This is a genomic window from Bacillus sp. ISL-34 (assembly GCF_018613325.1).
Lineage (GTDB): Bacteria > Bacillota > Bacilli > Bacillales > DSM-1321 > Peribacillus.
On sequence record NZ_JAGGQJ010000026.1, the window covers coordinates 85,787 to 103,313 of the forward strand.

General features: G+C 43.1%; 16 protein-coding genes. All 16 read left to right on the top strand.

The features are described from left to right. The first annotated feature begins 262 nt into the window (after positions 1 to 262). The 16 genes from J7E52_RS18905 to J7E52_RS18980 all read left to right on the top strand — a co-directional run bounded on the left by J7E52_RS18905 (position 263) and on the right by J7E52_RS18980 (position 17,526). The gene (locus J7E52_RS18905; RefSeq protein ID WP_214749936.1) at positions 263 to 1,291 is read left to right on the top strand and encodes a TRAP transporter substrate-binding protein; all 1,029 of its coding nucleotides are present in this window, start codon (positions 263 to 265) and stop codon (positions 1,289 to 1,291) included. A 34-nt stretch (positions 1,292 to 1,325) separates the two neighbouring features. Further along, the gene (locus J7E52_RS18910; protein ID WP_396020295.1) at positions 1,326 to 1,898 is read left to right on the top strand and encodes a TRAP transporter small permease; all 573 of its coding nucleotides are present in this window, start codon (positions 1,326 to 1,328) and stop codon (positions 1,896 to 1,898) included. Beyond that, positions 1,895 to 3,172 carry a TRAP transporter large permease gene (locus tag J7E52_RS18915; protein ID WP_214749938.1) on the top strand — a complete coding sequence of 426 codons (1,278 nt, stop codon included), beginning with the start codon at positions 1,895 to 1,897 and terminating at the stop codon, positions 3,170 to 3,172. Before J7E52_RS18910 ends, J7E52_RS18915 begins: the two co-directional genes overlap by 4 nt. Positions 3,173 to 3,226: 54 nt before the next feature. Beyond that, positions 3,227 to 4,270, top strand: a complete 1,044-nt coding sequence (locus tag J7E52_RS18920; protein WP_214749940.1) for a TRAP transporter substrate-binding protein — start codon at positions 3,227 to 3,229, stop codon at positions 4,268 to 4,270. A 24-nt stretch (positions 4,271 to 4,294) separates the two neighbouring features. Then, positions 4,295 to 5,545, top strand: coding sequence for a nickel pincer cofactor-dependent isomerase, group 22 (locus J7E52_RS18925; RefSeq protein WP_214749942.1), 1,251 nt, complete (start codon positions 4,295 to 4,297; stop codon positions 5,543 to 5,545). Positions 5,546 to 5,610: 65 nt separating this feature from the next. Beyond that, the gene (locus tag J7E52_RS18930) at positions 5,611 to 7,803 is read left to right on the top strand and encodes a dihydroxy-acid dehydratase domain-containing protein (protein WP_214749945.1); all 2,193 of its coding nucleotides are present in this window, start codon (positions 5,611 to 5,613) and stop codon (positions 7,801 to 7,803) included. Between the two features lie 71 nt (positions 7,804 to 7,874). After that, positions 7,875 to 8,642, top strand: coding sequence for an IclR family transcriptional regulator (locus J7E52_RS18935; RefSeq protein ID WP_214749947.1), 768 nt, complete (start codon positions 7,875 to 7,877; stop codon positions 8,640 to 8,642). 31 nt (positions 8,643 to 8,673) lie between these two features. Further along, on the top strand, positions 8,674 to 9,561 hold the full coding sequence (locus J7E52_RS18940; protein WP_214749949.1) for a fumarylacetoacetate hydrolase family protein: 888 nt from the start codon (positions 8,674 to 8,676) through the stop codon (positions 9,559 to 9,561). 11 nt (positions 9,562 to 9,572) lie between these two features. Next, complete coding sequence (locus J7E52_RS18945; RefSeq protein ID WP_214749951.1) at positions 9,573 to 9,872, top strand: UxaA family hydrolase; 300 nt, start codon at positions 9,573 to 9,575, stop codon at positions 9,870 to 9,872. Between the two features lie 4 nt (positions 9,873 to 9,876). Continuing rightward, positions 9,877 to 11,034: a UxaA family hydrolase gene (locus J7E52_RS18950; RefSeq protein ID WP_214750078.1), complete on the top strand. Its 1,158-nt coding sequence runs from the start codon at positions 9,877 to 9,879 to the stop codon at positions 11,032 to 11,034. 24 nt (positions 11,035 to 11,058) lie between these two features. Beyond that, a complete protein-coding gene (gucD, locus tag J7E52_RS18955; protein ID WP_214750080.1) occupies positions 11,059 to 12,525 on the top strand; it encodes an alpha-ketoglutaric semialdehyde dehydrogenase GucD in 1,467 nt (488 codons plus the stop codon). Between the two features lie 68 nt (positions 12,526 to 12,593). Beyond that, positions 12,594 to 13,742: a galactonate dehydratase gene (gene dgoD, locus J7E52_RS18960; protein WP_214749953.1), complete on the top strand. Its 1,149-nt coding sequence runs from the start codon at positions 12,594 to 12,596 to the stop codon at positions 13,740 to 13,742. Positions 13,743 to 13,759: 17 nt separating this feature from the next. Next, on the top strand, positions 13,760 to 14,671 hold the full coding sequence (locus J7E52_RS18965) for a dihydrodipicolinate synthase family protein (RefSeq protein ID WP_214749955.1): 912 nt from the start codon (positions 13,760 to 13,762) through the stop codon (positions 14,669 to 14,671). Beyond that, the gene (locus J7E52_RS18970; protein ID WP_214749956.1) at positions 14,668 to 15,615 is read left to right on the top strand and encodes a U32 family peptidase; all 948 of its coding nucleotides are present in this window, start codon (positions 14,668 to 14,670) and stop codon (positions 15,613 to 15,615) included. Before J7E52_RS18965 ends, J7E52_RS18970 begins: the two co-directional genes overlap by 4 nt. A 71-nt stretch (positions 15,616 to 15,686) precedes the next feature. Next, complete coding sequence (locus J7E52_RS18975; RefSeq protein WP_214749958.1) at positions 15,687 to 16,646, top strand: C-terminal binding protein; 960 nt, start codon at positions 15,687 to 15,689, stop codon at positions 16,644 to 16,646. Positions 16,647 to 16,662: 16 nt separating this feature from the next. Beyond that, entirely contained in the window at positions 16,663 to 17,526 is an 864-nt protein-coding gene (locus tag J7E52_RS18980; protein ID WP_214749960.1) for a fumarylacetoacetate hydrolase family protein, read from the top strand. Position 17,527 lies beyond the last annotated feature (1 nt).

Consider the following 17,527-nt stretch of genomic DNA (forward strand, 5'->3'; position numbering starts at 1 on the left):
CTTATAATCAACGTAAGATTTCAAATTCGAAAACAGAGTTTTATATTATAGAACGATTTCTTCGTTCAATTTAGAAGGAAGAGTAAATAGTTTAAAAGTCTTTAACCCACAAGTGGTGAAGTGTTTTCCTACTCCGAATAAATCAAAACGGAGTTTTATATTATAAAACAATTACACCTTTGGCCTATACATGAGGAAGGAAAAGTTCTTTATTTCAGTCCATAATGATAACGCTTACAAAAAACGTTGGGGAGGGTTTTAATTGAGAAAAAAGAGGCATTTTTTATTCTCCACAGGCTTATCTGTTGCAGCGGCATTACTTTTATCAGGATGTGGTGGAGGTGAGGGGGAAAAAACCAGCGGATCTGGAGTTGAAAAGAAAACGATTAAAGTGGCACATTATTTTGCTGAAAATCATCCTCAGAACATTGCCTTAAAAGAAAAATTCGAAAAAATGGTAGAAAAGGGGAGTGATGGTGAACTAGAAGTTCAGATTTATGCGAACAGTACATTAGGTGCAGAAAAAGAATTTTATGACGGCGTCAGAAACGGAACGATCGAAATGGGTGTTCCAGGATTAATTATGCAGGCGGACATTCCGAAAATGGGTGTTCCGGAATGGCCATTCCTATTTAGGGATTACGACCATGTACAGAAGGTATTGAATGGTCCAATCGGAGAGGAATTGACAGAAGAGCTTGATCCGAAACATGGAGTGACCCCACTTGCATGGAGTGCAAATGGATTTAGGATGTTTTCAAGCAATCGTCCAATTAATAGTATGAAAGATTTTGACGGTCTTCGACTCAGAATGCCGAACATCCCGAATTACATAAAATTAGGTGAATCATTAGGGGCGAACGTTAGCCCATTACCTATTTCAGAAGTTTTTACCGCACTTGAACAAAAGGTAGTGGATGCTCAAGATAATCCCATTGCCACGCTGAGATCCTCGGGGTGGAATGAAGTTCAAAGTGATGTACTGGAATCCAAGCATATGTTCAGCCCCAATATTTACATTATTAATAGCAAATTCTTTAATGGTCTAACTATGGAGCAACAAAAAATCATTCAAAATGCAGCAAAAGAATCGGCAGCATATGAGTTTGATTTGATGGAAAAAAGTTACGAAGATGACAAAGCATACCTTAAGGATACTGGAATCAAGTTCACTAACCCTAATGAAGAATTTTTAGAACAAATGATAAAGGCAGCCCAACCTGTTTATGATGAAGTCTTTGAGGAAAACGACTGGGCAGAGGAGCTCGTAGGAAAAATAAAAGCAGAATAAAGAATGTCCTATATAGGAAGGGGGAGATGTATAGGTGAATAAAATATCCAGAACCTTAGAAAATACGTTAAATATTATTATGGCTGCTGCGTTAGCAATAATGGTCGTCCTCGTGTTCGGTAATGTAGTTCTTCGTTATTTCTTTAATTCAGGGATTACTTGGTCAGAAGAAATGTCAAGGTACCTCTTTATTTGGTTGACTTTCCTCGGCGCCATCGGAGCCTTCAAAAACAAAGAGCACTTGGGTGTCGACATGGTAATCAAACGACTCCCAAATAAGTTGAAAAAAGTTGTACTTGTAATTAGTGATTTGATAATGTTATTTGTTCTTCTCTTAATCCTGGATGGTAGCTGGAAAATGACTATGATAAACATTGATAGTAATGCACCGGCCACTGGAATGCCACTGGCATTTGTATATGGGACAGGCATTCTTGTAAGTGTTTCAATGGGCAGCATGATCATTTTCAATTTGTATCGGATTTTCTTCAATAAAATTAAAGACGAAGAATTAGTGATGATAAGTGAGTCAGAAGACCTAATTTCCCTCCATGCTGATGAATTTGCTTCAGATATTAGGATAGTTAAGGAGGAGAAGCAGGGATGATAGGTGTATTTGTCGGATCTTTACTGGGAGCCATGGGACTTGGAATACCCATTGCATTTGCCTTGCTTGTTAGTAGCGTAGTGCTTATGTACTTCCTTGGTATTTTTGATAGTCAAATTATCGCACAAAACCTAATCAGTGGCGCGGATAACTTTCCTCTAATGGCCATACCGTTCTTTATGCTGGCAGGAGAGGCGATGAATCGGGGAGGTTTATCACGGCGTATCGTTGAGATGGCAATGAATTTGGTTGGCCATATCAAGGGAGGCCTTGGCTATGTTGCGATCATTGCGAGTGTGTTGTTTGCGAGTTTATCAGGATCTGCTGTTGCCGATACGGCAGCGCTTGGGGCTATATTAATTCCAATGATGGTGAAGTCCGGTTATGATGTGAACCGGTCAAGTGGGTTGATTGCATCAGGTGGTATCATTGCCCCGATCATTCCGCCAAGTATTGGCTTTATCATTTTCGGTGTCGCGAGTGGTGTGTCCATTACAAAGCTGTTCATGGCAGGAATCGTTCCAGGTATTTTACTAGCGGTTGGACTTACGGTTACCTGGGCCATTGTTGCACGAAAAGATAAAGTCGCCGTTAACCCTCGAGCTTCAGCAAAAGAAATACTTACTTCTCTTCGTCAAGGCATTTGGGCTCTATTCCTGCCCGTCATTATCATTGGTGGATTGAAATTCGGTTTATTTACACCGACTGAAGCGGCAGTGGTGGCTGCAGTCTATGCAATATTTGTCGGTCTTGTGATCTATCGCGAAATGAAAGTGAAAGATTTGTATGAGGTCTTTGTTCATGCAGGAAAAATGACGAGTGTTGTCATGTTTCTGGTCGCTGCAGCACTGGTGTCATCCTGGCTGATAACTGTAGCTGATTTACCTGGTCAGGTAATTGGATTGCTGGAGCCATTTATGGATCATCCATTCCTTCTATTAATAATGATAAACCTATTGGTTATCGTAGTTGGAACTGCTATGGATATGACACCGACAATCCTTATTCTAACACCTGTCTTGATGCCATTGGTGGTCGCTGCAGGTATTGATCCAGTTTACTTTGGTGTCCTGTTTATCCTGAATAATGCCATCGGTTTACTTACACCACCTGTTGGAACCGTTTTAAATGTCATGTGCGGCATAAGTAAGATCAGTATGGAAGATATCATGAAGGGGATTTGGCCTTTCTTGCTCGTGGAAGTAATTGTATTGATCTTGTTGATTTTGTTTCCTTCCATAGTATTGGTTCCTCTAGAATGGTTTACCTCCTAAAGGAATTAAAAAAGGGACTGTATGCTGATATTCATCTTATTTTATAGGAGGAAAATGATAATGAATAATTTGTTCAAACGTTTGGCGGTGGGAGTTTTACTGCCCTCAGTACTGCTATTAAGTGCTTGCGGAAGCCAAAATGAAAGCGCTTCAGCTGACGGTATCCAGGAAAGAACGATCAAAGCAGGAATCGGAAATAGTAAAATGCATCCACAAGGAAAAGGTATGGAGAAATTTAAAGAACTGGTTGAAGAAAAAAGCGGGGGGAAAATGAAAGTGCAAAACTTTTTTGATGCCGCCCTCGGAGATGATCAGAAAATGACAGAAGCTCTTCAAGGTGGCTTACAGGAAGTAACAGTTCCTTCAACCTCACCACTTGTGGGGATGATTAAGGAATTTGGAATTTATGACTTCCCATTTGTCTTTAATAATGAAGAAGAAGCTTATACAGTACTTGATGGTGCAGTAGGCAAAAAACTTTTGGATAAATTACCGGAACATGATTTAGTGGGTCTTGGATACTGGGAAAATGGTTTCCGAAACTTAACCAACAGCAAACACCCTGTTAAAACGGCTGAGGATTTCAAAGGGCTTAAACTTCGTACCATGCAAAATGAAGTGCATTTAGATGCATTTTCCAAGTTGGGTGCTAATCCATCGCCGATGGCTTTTTCTGAAGTATTTACTGCACTGGAAACAGGCACTGTTGATGGTCAGGAGAATCCACTCGCAACAATTCAAACGCAAAAATATAATGAAGTGCAAGAATACTTAAGTCTTACAAATCATGTTTATACACCATTTGTATTCCTTGTAAGTAAAAAGTTCTGGGATGACTTATCAAAACAAGAGCAAGAAATCATGAGTGAGGCCGCAAAAGAGGCTGGAAAGTATCAACGGGAAGTTAACCAAAAAGAAAATGAAAAAGCACTTGAGTATCTAAAAGAAGAAGGAATGAAAATCAATGAAGTAGAGCCGAAAGAAATGGAAAAAATGAAGAAAGTCATCCAACCAGTCACGGACGAATATGCCCAAAAATTCGGGCCGGATCTTGTTGAGGAAATGATGAGCGAAGTTGAAAAAGTACGCGGTAAATAGTCCAGACTGTTTGGAGGATAGAAAATGGATATTATCTCTGAACTTTTACGTGAAATCCAATTACCGAAAATGGTCAAAGTGAGGCAGAAATTTCGTACACCTCAAATCGCTGATGTAGCTGGTGAGGTTAAGAAGGCGATAAAAGAAGCAGGTGTCTTATCAAGAATAAATGAAGATGACAGGGTGGCAATTGCAGTAGGAAGCAGGGGGGTAGCAGACCTTCCTACTCTAGTAAGAGAAACGGTGGCTGCCGTTAAGGAGGCTGGTGGCAATCCTTTTATCGTACCTGCAATGGGAAGCCATGGGGGTGCTACAGCGGAAGGACAAATCGATGTGTTGCTTCAGCTGGGTATTTCAGAAGAATCGGTCAGAGCGCCAATACTGTCATCGATGGAAGTTATTAAACTGGATGAATTGCCAAATGGGCTCCCTGTCTATATTGATAGGCTTTCATATGAATCGGATAAAATCATCGTCATCAATCGGATAAAACCACATACGGCATTTCGCGGACCGGTTGAAAGCGGACTAATGAAAATGATTACAATCGGTTTAGGCAAGCAAAAGGGAGCCGAAGCTGCACATGCATACAGCTTTAAGTATATGGCGGAACATGTGCCTGAGATGGCGAAGATTTCCTTAACAAAAGCTCCTATTATATTTGGTCTTGCGACAATTGAAAATGCCTATGATAAACCAGCGAAAATTGTCGCAGTCCCAGCGGAGGATCTGGAGGAAGTGGAGCCGGGACTTTTGCTTGAAGCAAAATCATTGATGCCGAAAATACATTTCGAATCGATGGACGTACTTATTGTAAATGAACTCGGAAAGGACATTTCGGGGGATGGAATGGACCCGAATATAACGGGTAACTTCGCCACTCCATATGCTACCGGGGGGCCAGACGTTAAACGGACCGTTGTACTTGGACTTACTGAAAAAACTCACGGGAATGCAAACGGCATCGGCATGGCTGATATGACGACGAAGGCCGTCATGAATGAAATCGAATGGGAAAAAGGCTATGCCAATGCACTCACAAGCACAGTGACAGATGTAGTAAAGCTCCCGATGTTTTTAGATACACAGGAATTGGCTGTTAAAGCCGCTATCAAAACGTGCAATGCCTACGATTTGAATAAAGTGAGAGTAGTTAGAATAAAAAATACGCTTGAAATCGGTGAAATTTGGATTTCTGAAAGCATGATGGAAGAAGCTTTAAAAAACAAAAATATCGAGATCCTGTCTGAACCAGAAGAATTGGCACTAGACTAAAAACCTTCTTTAATATTATTAGAGAATGGAAGAATTTCATTTGATATCAGAAAAGGAGTGCTGAAATGACACACCTATATCCACTCATTGATAACGAAATAAACCCTTACCGCGATAATGTACAGGGAAAAGCAAATGAACCCATTACGGTTGCGGGTCTGTTGGACCGTTCGAAACTTACGCTTGGCTCCACATATGAGGGGGGCAAGCCTGATTGGACTCTTGAAGAAATATATATGCGGCTAGAGAGGAATGCCCCGCGTATCGCAATTATTGGCGGTTCGTCCGATCACCCGGCCCATATAATGGATTACCAAACGTCGGCAAGGGCAGCAATCCGCATCTGGCAAAACGGCGGCGTGCCGTTTCACTTCTCGACACCGGTCATGTGTGATGGCACTGCGCAAAACAATCAAGGAATGAGTTACTCCCTCCAGAGCCGAAACGCGGTTGCACAAATGGTTGTCAATCAGCTAGAAGCACACAGTTATCATGGTGCATTCGTCATTCAAGGGTGTGATAAGCAGCCTCTTGGTGTTGTAAGTGCACTCGCACATGTCGATCGTGTTCGCCGAAACCGTGGTGAAGCACCCTTTTTCGCAACATTCGCCCCTGCTCACGTATTAGAAGGCGGTTCGATTCCAGCTGACGTGATTGAAGAATTGGAAACGCTGGCGAAAAACGCGGAAAGTAAAGGAGCTACTGATGTAGCCGTTGATTTGCGTGATACGATGGCATACATATTGCAATGTTCATCCAATACTGCATTTCAGGGTGTGTTTGAACGGGCCTATGAACGAGGAATATTGACGAAGGAACAGCATAAATATTTTGAAATGAGACTTGCAGTCGCAACATGTGACGGGCAGGGAGGTGTATGTGCCTTCAATGGTACGGGGAATAGTTCACGTCATTTAGTGGCAGGCATGGGTCTCGTACACCCAGCCGTTGAGCTGTTAACCGATCCACCAACTCAACGACAGATTAACTCGGTGCTTGATAGCTTTGCCGGCATGATAAACGAAGAGCGCTACGGCGTGGCCAACATTGTCGCTGCGAACATAAAAAATGCAATCCGTATTCACAGCGCTTCAGGTGGTTCCACTAACTTAATGATGCATATTGTCGCAGGCATGCTTTATGCAGGATACAAATTCAGCTTATGGGACCTTGACCGCATTCATCATTCACATCCAATTCCTGACTTATTTGATTACAGTTTGACGGAAGGGAGGGACATTTATTCACTTGCGATGCAGTGCTGCAGCGGGACAAGCAGAGGAATGGAAACACTTTTTCATGAACTTATTGAGAATGGTGTACCAATGGATCAGGATGCGCCGACTGTCGCAGCAAAAACTTGGAAAGAACGTCTTTCGATTACACGTAGCCTAAAAGCGGTGAATGTAAAGAAAAATCAGGTCATTTTATCCAATCCACGCCGTGGATTCAGCGGTGTTGATGTATTAAAAGGAAATTTCTTTGAAAGCGCCGTTGTAAAAATCAGCGGTATGCCGACACCACAGCTTGACCAATTCGATGATAAGCTGGCATTTGTGCTTTATTACGAAAATGAAGATGATGCAAATAAAAGCCTGCTTGATTCAAATTTACTTGTAAAAATAAAAGAGCAAAAGCTTTTCGAACATGATTTATTGCTCGAATCTCTTAAATACAATAATGAGCCGGAATGGTCTCTTCTAAAAACTGCTACCTATGAGGAGTTATTTGACAGGATGGTTGAAGAAGGCACATTGAAAATTGCTGCCATTATCTCAGGACAGGGGCCTGTAGCGTTCGGAATGCCGGAAATGTTTACCCCGATGCAACACATCAATGCAAACCGTGTTATGAAAAAAATCGCTACAATCATTAGCGACGGCCGCTATTCAGGAGTAACATATGGTGCTGCGATAGGACATATGACACCGGAATCGTATGAAGGTGGCGGCATTGGTTTACTTAAATCAGGGGATGTGATTCATCTTCAGCTTCGTGATCGACGGATTGATTTAGTTGATTCTGCTCAACTTCATTCAGGAAATGTGGTTCATGATTTTGCGGATCGATTTAAAGAAGAAAGAAAATCGTTGGCAGTGGAACGAAAGCAGCGTATGAAAGCAAGACAAAAGATGGTTGCGGCCAGTAACAGGATGTTTGGACATACAGATGCAGCAAATGGGGTTGTCCCAATCGCTGTCATTGAGGATGCGGTACTTGATTATGAACAGGATATTATGATCCATGAAAAAAAGTAGTAATAAAGTGAGGAATGCTCGTCATAAATCCGATAAGATAAGGGTAGACAGAATAAAAGGAGTGAGGAACGATGCCTATCATACAATCGGTGGAGCGTGCCTTGAAAATATTGGATTTATTTGATGAGCGCGAACGCGCACTAACTATAACAGAGATAAGTAAACGAATGAATTTGCATAAAAGTACGGTTCATTCACTATTAAAAACCCTACAGGTGCATCACTATATTTCACAAGATGAGGAAAATGGAAAATATTCACTCGGATTAAAGCTTTTGGAGAGGGGAAGCGTTGTTGTGACACATCTTGATTTACGCAACGTAGCAAGAAAGCATCTTGAATGGCTTTCAGCAACAACGAATTTAACCCTGCACCTTGTCATATTGGATGGGCAGGAAGGTGTATATGTCGATAAAGTGGAGGGCACCGGGGTAACTGTCTTATATTCCCGGATTGGCCGGCGTGTTCCGATCCATACGAGTGCAGTTGGCAAATCTCTTGTGGCAACCAAAACGGATAGTGAACTGGATTTGCTCTTGGACGGCTATGATTATACGGGACCGACCGAAAGATCGATTAGATCCAAGGAGCAATTTTTAGCGGAAATCGAAAAAGTACGCATTAATGGCTATTCAATGGATAATGAAGAAAACGAACCGGGCATTTATTGTCTTGCTGTACCGATAAAAGATTATTCAGGAAAAGTAATCGCTGCAATGAGTGTATCGATGCCTGCTTCGAAAGTAAACGATGAAACACTTGAGTATTATGTACGTCTCTTAAAGGAATGCAGCAGTAAAATTTCGCAGGAGCTCGGTTATGAATATCAAAAAATATAAATGAGGCCTGCCATTTAGGAGGAACTAGCAAATGAGAATTATTCGCTATGTAAAAGAAAACAAAAAACAACTTGCTGCCGTGACAAACGAAAACAATGTGGTGGACCTTCCATTTACGGATTTCATGTCGTTGATTACAGCGGCACGCCATGATAACAGAACGGCGTTTGAGAATGTAAAACAAATTGTCGCCGAAGGGGAAAAGCAGCCATTGGAAGGTCTTCAATTAACAACGCCTATCGATGCACCGGAAGTATGGGCATCTGGCGTTACGTACAAGAAAAGCAAGGAAGCACGTAACTACGAAGCGACGCAAGGAAAGCTGGACCGCCAAACTTTCTATGACAAAGTTTATGATGCTGTGCGTCCTGAGATTTTCTTTAAATCGACTGCAGCAAGAACCGTTGGCCCGAATGATCCGGTATACTTGCGTTCTGATTCAAAATGGCAAATTCCGGAGCCGGAGCTTGGTCTTGTCATCGATAAAAAGGGAACGGTACTGGGATATATCGCAGGTAATGACATGAGCTGCCGTGATATTGAAGGTGAAAATCCGCTTTATCTTCCACAGGCAAAAGTATGGAAAAATTCTTGCTCCATCGGACCGGCCATCTTGTTAAAAGAGGCTGTTCCGGATCCATATGAGCTTAAAATCATGTGCCGTATTTATCGAAATGAAGAAAAAGTATTTGAAGGCGAAGCGAAGGTTAACCAACTGAAGCGTAAATTGGAAGAGCTTGTCGACTATTTAGTCTTAGATAACACTGTTTTTGACGGATCAGTTTTACTTACAGGTACATGCGTTGTTCCGCCAAATGAATTTACATTGAAAGGGGATGACCGAATCGAAATTGAAATACCAGGAATTGGGATATTAAGTAACCCGGTCATCCAAAGTAAAGCCGTACAAACAATTTAGGGGGTGACTAAATGAGCGAATATAAAACACTTTACTTAAGTACGAAAGACAGTGTAGCTATCGCTTTATCCGAAATCCCTGCAAACACATCAGTAGTTGTGAAGACAGACCTCGAAGAACTTGTCGTACCCATTCTTGAGCCGATCCGTTTTGGGCATAAGTTCGCAGTTAAAGCCATCGAACAAGGGACAGACATAATTAAATATGGGGAAGTCATAGGTGCTGCCTCAGCTTTTATTCCTGCTGGTGCACATGTTCATGTACACAATTTAGAAGGAAAGAGAGGAAGGGGTGACAAAATTGCTGAATGAAAAAATGCAGTTTAGGGGCTACCGCCGTCCGGATGGCCGTGTCGGTGTCCGTAATCATGTACTGATTCTACCAACGATAACTTGCGCAACCCAAACAGCACAGCGAGTAACAGAGCTGGTGAGCGGAACCGTCACATTCATTCATCAGCATGGCTGTGCGCAAGTGGGCACAGATTATGATCAAACGGCAAGAACCTATGCGGGAATGGGCATGAATCCAAATGTATACGGTGTCATTGTACTTGGACTTGGCTGTGAAACACATCAGGCGCACCGTATTGGAGATGAGATTGCCAAATGCGGTAAACCAGTGGAAACGGTTTCGATTCAGGACCATGGCGGCACACTTCAAACCATTGCCGAAGTAGCAAAAATTGCGGTCAAAATGGTTCAGGACGCCTCGATGGTGCAGCGGGAATTATGTGATTTTAGCGAGCTGATTGTCGGCACAGAATGCGGAGGGTCGGATGCATGCTCCGGCTTATCGGCGAACCCGGCAGTCGGACGGACAAGCGATTTGGTTGTTCAACAGGGGGGAACCGCAATATTAGCGGAAACGACTGAACTCATCGGTGCAGAGCATTTGATCGCTAATCGGGCGGCAAACGATCAGGTAGCCCAAAAAGCTTATGCGGTTATTAAAATGATGGAAGACCGCTCGATTCAAATGGGCGTAGACATCCGCACCGGAAATCCGAGTCCGGGCAACATTGAGGGAGGTCTCAGCTCACTCGAAGAAAAATCACTGGGGGCAGCGACAAAATCAGGTACAACAAGGCTGGAAGAAGTCATTGACTATGCCCAGGCGCCCACAAAAAAAGGGCTCGTATGGATGGATACGCCTGGCCACGACATTGAGCAATTGACAGGCATGGTCGCCGGAGGTGCCCAAATCGTTCTCTTTACAAGTGGAAGAGGCACGCCAACAGGTTCTCCTATTTCACCCGTCATTAAAATCTCAACTAATACACCAATGTTTGACAGGATGAATGAAAATATGGATTTAAATGCTGGTACTATTGTCGATGGTTTAGAGACCGTTGATGAAGTGGGAAGGCGCATCATGGAAGAAATTCAACATGTTTCAAACGGAAAACTAACAAAAGCGGAAATATTAAAGCAGCATGACTTTGGTATTTGGAGAATTGGACCGACATTCTAATTAAAAAAGGAGCTAAAGACAATGATGTCTACTACATTTGCAACGAAAACATATAAAAACTTCATTAATAATGAGTGGGTGAATGCATCTTCCGGAAATACGATCGAAAGCATTAATCCTGCGGACAAAGAGCCGGTTGGTTACGTTCAAAGCTCAACGGAAGATGACTTGAACAAAGCGGTAGCGTCCGCGCATAAGGCAAAAAAAGCTTGGCGCAGGCTCGGGCAGTCTGCACGTGGCCAAATCCTTTTCAAAGCGGCCAATATATTGGAAGAAAACCTGGACGAAATTGCCGAAACTATGACCCGGGAAATGGGTAAAACGTTACCGGAAGCAAAAGGTGAAACGGCACGAGGTGTTGCAATCCTGCGATATTATGCTGGGGAAGGGATGCGGAAAGACGGTGATGTTATTCCATCATCCGATAAAGATGCCCTCATGTTTACGAAACGCACCCCACTTGGTGTTGTCGGTATCATCACGCCATGGAACTTCCCGGTTGCAATTCCCATCTGGAAAATGGCTCCAGCTCTTGTTTATGGCAATGCAGTAGTATGGAAACCCGCTACAGAGGGAGCCGTTACAGCAGCGAAAGTGATGGAATGCTTTACAAAAGCCGGGTTCCCTAAGGGTGTCGTGAACTTCATTACCGGTAAGGGATCCGACATCGGCCAAGGACTGGTCGATCATCCGCTATTAAATGCGATCACATTTACCGGTTCTGAAAGTGTCGGTCAGAGTGTCGCAAAGTCAGCATCCGCCCGCGGGATAAAATACCAGCTTGAAATGGGTGGCAAGAATCCGGTCATCGTTACGAAGGATGCGAACATCGACCAAGCAGTCGAGGCGGTCATTAGCGGTGGATTTCGTTCCTCCGGTCAAAAATGTACAGCTTCAAGCCGTGTTGTCGTTGAATCATCGGTCTATGATGAATTTAAACAAAAACTGGTAGAAGCAGCATCGAAAATTACCGTGGGCAACGGTCTTCAAGAGGGAATTTGGATGGGCCCCTGTGCAAGCGAAAGCCAGTTCAATACAGTGAAAGAGTATATTGAAAAAGGCAAGCAGGAGGGCGCCAAACTCATACATGGCGGGGAGATATTAACTGGCGGAGACTATGACAGAGGCTTTTTCATTACTCCAGCTATTTTTGACGAAGTGACGACGGATATGGTGATTGCACAGGCAGAAATTTTTGGACCAGTAATCGCGCTTATAAAAGCAGCCGATCTTCTCGAAGCGATTGACTTGGCCAATAATACGAAATACGGATTGAGTGCATCAATCTTTACATCAAATATTAGCTCAATTCTTGAATTCATCGATGAAATCGAAGTAGGTCTTGTCCGCATTAACGCAGAAAGCGCGGGCGTAGAGTTGCAAGCCCCATTCGGAGGCATGAAAGCATCGAGTACAGGTTCACGGGAGCAAGGTGAAGCGGCGAAAGAATTTTATACAGCCATAAAAACGGTTTTTATTAAAGGATCTTAACAAGATTAAGAGAGGTTTCCATGTTGGAGAAACTCTTTTTCTACCAAAAAAACATTGCGAGGTGCTTGATGAAAATCGTAAAAATTTCTTTATACAAAGTTCCACCCCGCTGGCTGTTTTTAAAAATCGATACGGATGAAGGCATTTCTGGTTGGGGAGAGCCTGTAGTTGAAGGGCGTGCTGAAACGGTTAAAGCAGCTGTTAATGAATTGTCCGATTATTTGATCGGGAGAAACCCGAACGACATTGAAGACATTTGGCAAACGCTGTATCGAGGTGGATTTTACCGAGGGGGTCCTATATTAACGAGTGCGATTTCTGGAATTGAGCAGGCACTATGGGACATAAAAGGAAAATACTTCAATATTCCAGTATACCAAATGCTCGGCGGCAAGGCACGTCAAAAAATTAAAGTGTACTCTTGGGTCGGAGGAGATCGACCGGTGGATGTCGTTGCTGCCGCAATAGAGAAGCAGAACGAGGGCTTCCTAGCTGTCAAAATGAACGCATCAGATGAAATGAATTACATAGATAGCTTTTCGAAAGTAGAGGCGGTCATCGAACGCGTTGCTTCAATTAGGGAAGCGGTTGGCAAAGACTTTGGCATTGGTGTGGATTTTCATGGGAGGATTCATAAAACGATGGCAAAGGTAATCGTGAAAGAACTTGAGCCCTACCGTCCAATGTTCATTGAAGAGCCGGTGCTGCCGGAAAATAATGAAGCTCTTCGTGAAATTGCCTGGCATACTACGTGCCCGATTGCAACGGGTGAAAGGATGTATACACGCTGGGGCTTTAAGCAGCTACTTCAAGATGGCTATGTCGATATTATTCAGCCAGATCTTTCTCACACAGGCGGTATTTTGGAAGGAAAAAAAATCGCCGCGATGGCAGAAGCCTATGATGTAGCCATTGCGCCGCACTGCCCACTTGGACCGATGACCCTCGCTTCATCAATTCATCTGGATGCAACGACACCGAATTTCATTATTCAAGAGCAAAGCCTTGGTATTCATTATAACGAAGGCATGGATATTCTCGATTATATGAAAAATCCAGAATTATTCGAATATGAAAATGGTTATGTGAACATTCCGGATAAACCGGGTCTTGGGGTGGAAATTGATGAGGAAAAAGTGAAGCAGGCAGCAGAAACCGGACATGATTGGAAAAATCCAATTTGGCGTCATGAAGACGGGAGCATCGCTGAATGGTAATAAAAGGAGGAAAAACAATGGACTTTCATGGCATCATTCCCCCAGTAGTCACCCTATTTGATGAAACGGGGAACTTGGATATAGCGCTGAACAAAAGTTATATCGACCTATTAATCTCACGGAATATTGACGGTATTTTGTTGATGGGAAGTTCAGGTGAGTTCTCATCACTTACAACAGAAGAAAGAAAATTATACGTACGCGAAATGATAAAGCACATTAATGGACGAGTGCCTGTTATGGTCGGGGTCGGGCATACCGCATTAAAAGAGGTGCAAGAACTGACTTCTTATGCAGAAGAGCATGGAGCGAACGGCGTTCTCGCAGTCAACCCATATTACTGGAAGCTGTCTGACGAGCAATTATACCGACATTTTTCCAGCGTCGCAAACCATACTAATCTGCAAGTTTTCATTTATAATATCCCCCTCCTGACAGGACAAAATTTATCCATCGAACTGATAAAAAAATTAGCCGAAGATCATTCAAACATTGCTGGTATTAAAGAGACGGTCAGTGATTTCGGCCATCTTCGTCAAGTGCTGGCGGAAGTGACGAAAGTTCGCAGTGATTTCCGAGTTTTCTCTGCGTTTGACGAGCATTTGATTCCGGCTCAAATGATTGGTGCAGCAGGAAGCATTAATGGAAGCGCTGTCTTTGCGCCGGAAATATCCGTTGATTTGTATGAATCGTATCATAAAGGCGATTTTGCTGAAGCACAGAAAAATCATCAAGTGATTTCAAAACTGATGGATGTGTACAATTATGGTCCGACATTTTTTACAGCCATGAAAGAAGCCGTTCATCAGCGTTGGTTTGACGTGGCTGCTGGCCACCGTGCACCATGCGATGTATACCCTGCTGATTTGAGTGAAAAAGTAGCTGCCCTTATAAAAATTATAGATGTGAAAGAAGGCGTCCAAAAATGAAAGAATCACGCGACTTGCTCGAACAATTAGGCTACCCATCAACCGATCTTAAAGAACTTCCTACATCAACAAAAACATTTCCAGACGGCGCTCAATACCGCATTGAACTCCCAAGTGTAGAAGGTCCAGCGGCACTAAAAGAAACTTTGAAAGAAATTGACCGACTAGGTTTGACGATTCACCGAATATCCCAAGGCAGCGGCATCATGCTTCAAACGGATGAAGAAATTAAAGAAATGTGTGAAATGACTGCAGAGCGCGGTATGGAGCTAAGTTTGTTTGTCGGTCCCAGGGGGTCATGGGATGTAAGTGCGGGACCGCTTACCCCAGGAGGCAAATCTCAGGGAATCCGCCATGAAGGCTCCGATCAGCTTGTTTATGCCATGGAAGACCTGAAAAGAGGAGCTGCACTAGGTCTTCGCGGTGCGTTAGTTGCGGATGAAGGACTATTGCTTTTAACGAAAGAGATGAAAAAATACGGGCAGCTTCCGGAAGACTTTGTTGTTAAAGTATCGGTTCAAATGGGTTCAGCCAATCCAGTATCCGTTAAATTGATGGAAGATATCGGAGCGGATACCTACAATGTGCCACCTGCATTAACCCTGCCTAAACTTGCAGCGATCCGACAGTCAATAAACATTCCGATTGATTTATACGTTGAAGTGCCGGATACCTTCGGCGGCTTCCTTCGCTATTATGAAATACCTGAAATTATCCGTGTATTGGCGCCTGTATACATCAAATTTGGACTGCGTAATCACCCTGATGTATACCCATCAGGGAAACAATGGGAAAGCACGAACATCTCACTCGCTCAAGAACGTGTACGCCGTGCCGCAATTGGTATTCAAATGATTGAACGATACTTTCCAGAAGCAAAAACATCAAAACCCGGTGCAGAAGGACTCGGAATTGCGAAAATCGAAAAGGCAGCAGCGAAATAGATGATTTTAACGCGAGGGATTCCCTCTTTGTCATTCAGGAGTTTATTACTATATAAAGGAGTGGAGTCCAAATGACCTTTAAAATATTAATAACCGATTATGAATTTGAGCATTTGCAATATGAAGAAGCCGTTTTTAAAAAAAGCGGTCTGGATATCGATTTCATCAAAGCGCAATGCAAAACCGAAGAAGAAGTAATGGAGCATGCCAAAGAGGCAGATGCAATTTTAAATCAATATGCTCCTATCTCACGCCGAGTCATTGAGTCGCTTGAAAACACCAAAATCATTTCACGCTATGGTGTTGGCGTCAATACAATTAATCTCGCGGCTGCTAAGGAAAAGGGGATTACTGTCGCCAATGTACCTGATTATGGCATGGAGGAAGTATCGAATCATGCATTGGCACTTTTACTTTCGTCAGCGCGGAAAGTGACACTGTTAAACAAGGAAGTGAAAAAAGGTAACTGGGACTTTAAAGTGTGTGTGCCGATTCATCGCTTTAACGAGCAAACGGTTGGCGTTCTGGGCTTTGGCCGAATTCCGCGCCGTTTCATGGAAAAGGTGAAACCGCTCGGGTTTAAAACTGCTGCTTACGATCCTTTCGTATCTGCGGCAGACATGGCTGCTGTCGGGGTTCAAAAAATGGATTTCGATGAAATTATAGGCGTGGCCGATTATTTGTCAATCCATGTGCCCTTAATTGATGATACATACCATCTGATCAATGAGGATCGCCTTAAACAAATGAAGAGAAATGCGGTCATCATTAACACGGCACGTGGGCCGATAATAGATGAAAAAGCACTTTCTGATGCACTTGAAAAAGGATTAATTGCAGGAGCAGCACTTGATGTGACAGAAAATGAGCCAGTCAGCATCGATAGCCCGCTACTCACGATGGACAATGTCATCATTACCCCGCACAGTGCCTGGTATTCTGAGGAAGCGATGGTTGAACTTCGTCAAAAAGCAGCGAGAAATATCGTTCAGGTCCTAAATGGTGAAAAAACACCATACTCACTGTCCTAAGAAAGGGGAGAAAAATATGAAAATAGCGACTTTTTCCGTACAAACCGAACAGCACATCGGCCTAGTTCAAGATGATCGAATTATTAGCTTAACGGCTCTCTGTCCAGAAGAATTTCCTGCTTGCATGAAAAAATTTATAGAACGAAGCAGCGAGTTGCGTAAACGTGCTGAACAGTTAATCGAGCAGCGGAAAAATGACGATGCGCTATTCAAACTTTCAGAAGTAAAGATCCTGCCGCCAATCGCAAATCCGGATAAAATCATTTGTGTAGGGCTTAACTATTTTGATCATTGTAAGGAAACCGGGATGGAGCCGCCTGAATCGCCGGTCATTTTTTCAAAATATGCGAATGCGATCGCCGGCCATAATGATGCGATTGAAATCCCTATTAATTCAACAGAGGTAGACTTTGAAGCAGAGCTTGCGTTTGTCATTGGAAAAGAAGCGAAACATGTATCAGAAGAAGAAGCGAATGACTATGTCTTTGGCTATACAATCATGAATGATATTAGCGCCCGGGATTTGCAATTTCAGGACGGGCAGTGGTCAAGAGGCAAAACGGCGGACACATTTGCTCCATTTGGTCCAGTTGTCGTGACACATGATGAAGTGGGCGACCCACACGAACTAGCGATTTCGCTTGAATTAAACGGTGAAATTATGCAGGCTTCAAATACAAGTAACCTAATTTTTACGGTTCCAAAAATCATATCATTTTTATCACAATCCATGACACTAAAGCCAGGTGATTTGATTGCAACTGGCACGCCACCTGGCGTTGGAATGGGACGGAATCCGAAAATCTGGCTGAAAAACGGTGACCGGATGAACGTCAGTATTGAGAAGATCGGCACGCTTTCTAATTCAGTAATAGCATGAT

Excerpts from the sequence above, each read along its gene's own strand:
- J7E52_RS18915 (WP_214749938.1), top strand. The coding sequence starts at position 1,895 with ATGATAGGTGTATTTGTCGGATCTTTACTGGGAGCCATGGGACTTGGA.
- J7E52_RS18920 (WP_214749940.1), top strand. The coding sequence starts at position 3,227 with ATGATAATGAATAATTTGTTCAAACGTTTGGCGGTGGGAGTTTTACTG.
- J7E52_RS18925 (WP_214749942.1), top strand. The coding sequence starts at position 4,295 with ATGGATATTATCTCTGAACTTTTACGTGAAATCCAATTACCGAAAATG.
- J7E52_RS18930 (WP_214749945.1), top strand. The coding sequence starts at position 5,611 with ATGACACACCTATATCCACTCATTGATAACGAAATAAACCCTTACCGC.
- J7E52_RS18935 (WP_214749947.1), top strand. The coding sequence starts at position 7,875 with ATGCCTATCATACAATCGGTGGAGCGTGCCTTGAAAATATTGGATTTA.
- J7E52_RS18940 (WP_214749949.1), top strand. The coding sequence starts at position 8,674 with ATGAGAATTATTCGCTATGTAAAAGAAAACAAAAAACAACTTGCTGCC.
- J7E52_RS18945 (WP_214749951.1), top strand. The coding sequence starts at position 9,573 with ATGAGCGAATATAAAACACTTTACTTAAGTACGAAAGACAGTGTAGCT.
- J7E52_RS18950 (WP_214750078.1), top strand. The coding sequence starts at position 9,877 with ATGCAGTTTAGGGGCTACCGCCGTCCGGATGGCCGTGTCGGTGTCCGT.
- gucD (WP_214750080.1), top strand. The coding sequence starts at position 11,059 with ATGTCTACTACATTTGCAACGAAAACATATAAAAACTTCATTAATAAT.
- dgoD (WP_214749953.1), top strand. The coding sequence starts at position 12,594 with ATGAAAATCGTAAAAATTTCTTTATACAAAGTTCCACCCCGCTGGCTG.
- J7E52_RS18965 (WP_214749955.1), top strand. The coding sequence starts at position 13,760 with ATGGACTTTCATGGCATCATTCCCCCAGTAGTCACCCTATTTGATGAA.
- J7E52_RS18970 (WP_214749956.1), top strand. The coding sequence starts at position 14,668 with ATGAAAGAATCACGCGACTTGCTCGAACAATTAGGCTACCCATCAACC.
- J7E52_RS18975 (WP_214749958.1), top strand. The coding sequence starts at position 15,687 with ATGACCTTTAAAATATTAATAACCGATTATGAATTTGAGCATTTGCAA.
- J7E52_RS18980 (WP_214749960.1), top strand. The coding sequence starts at position 16,663 with ATGAAAATAGCGACTTTTTCCGTACAAACCGAACAGCACATCGGCCTA.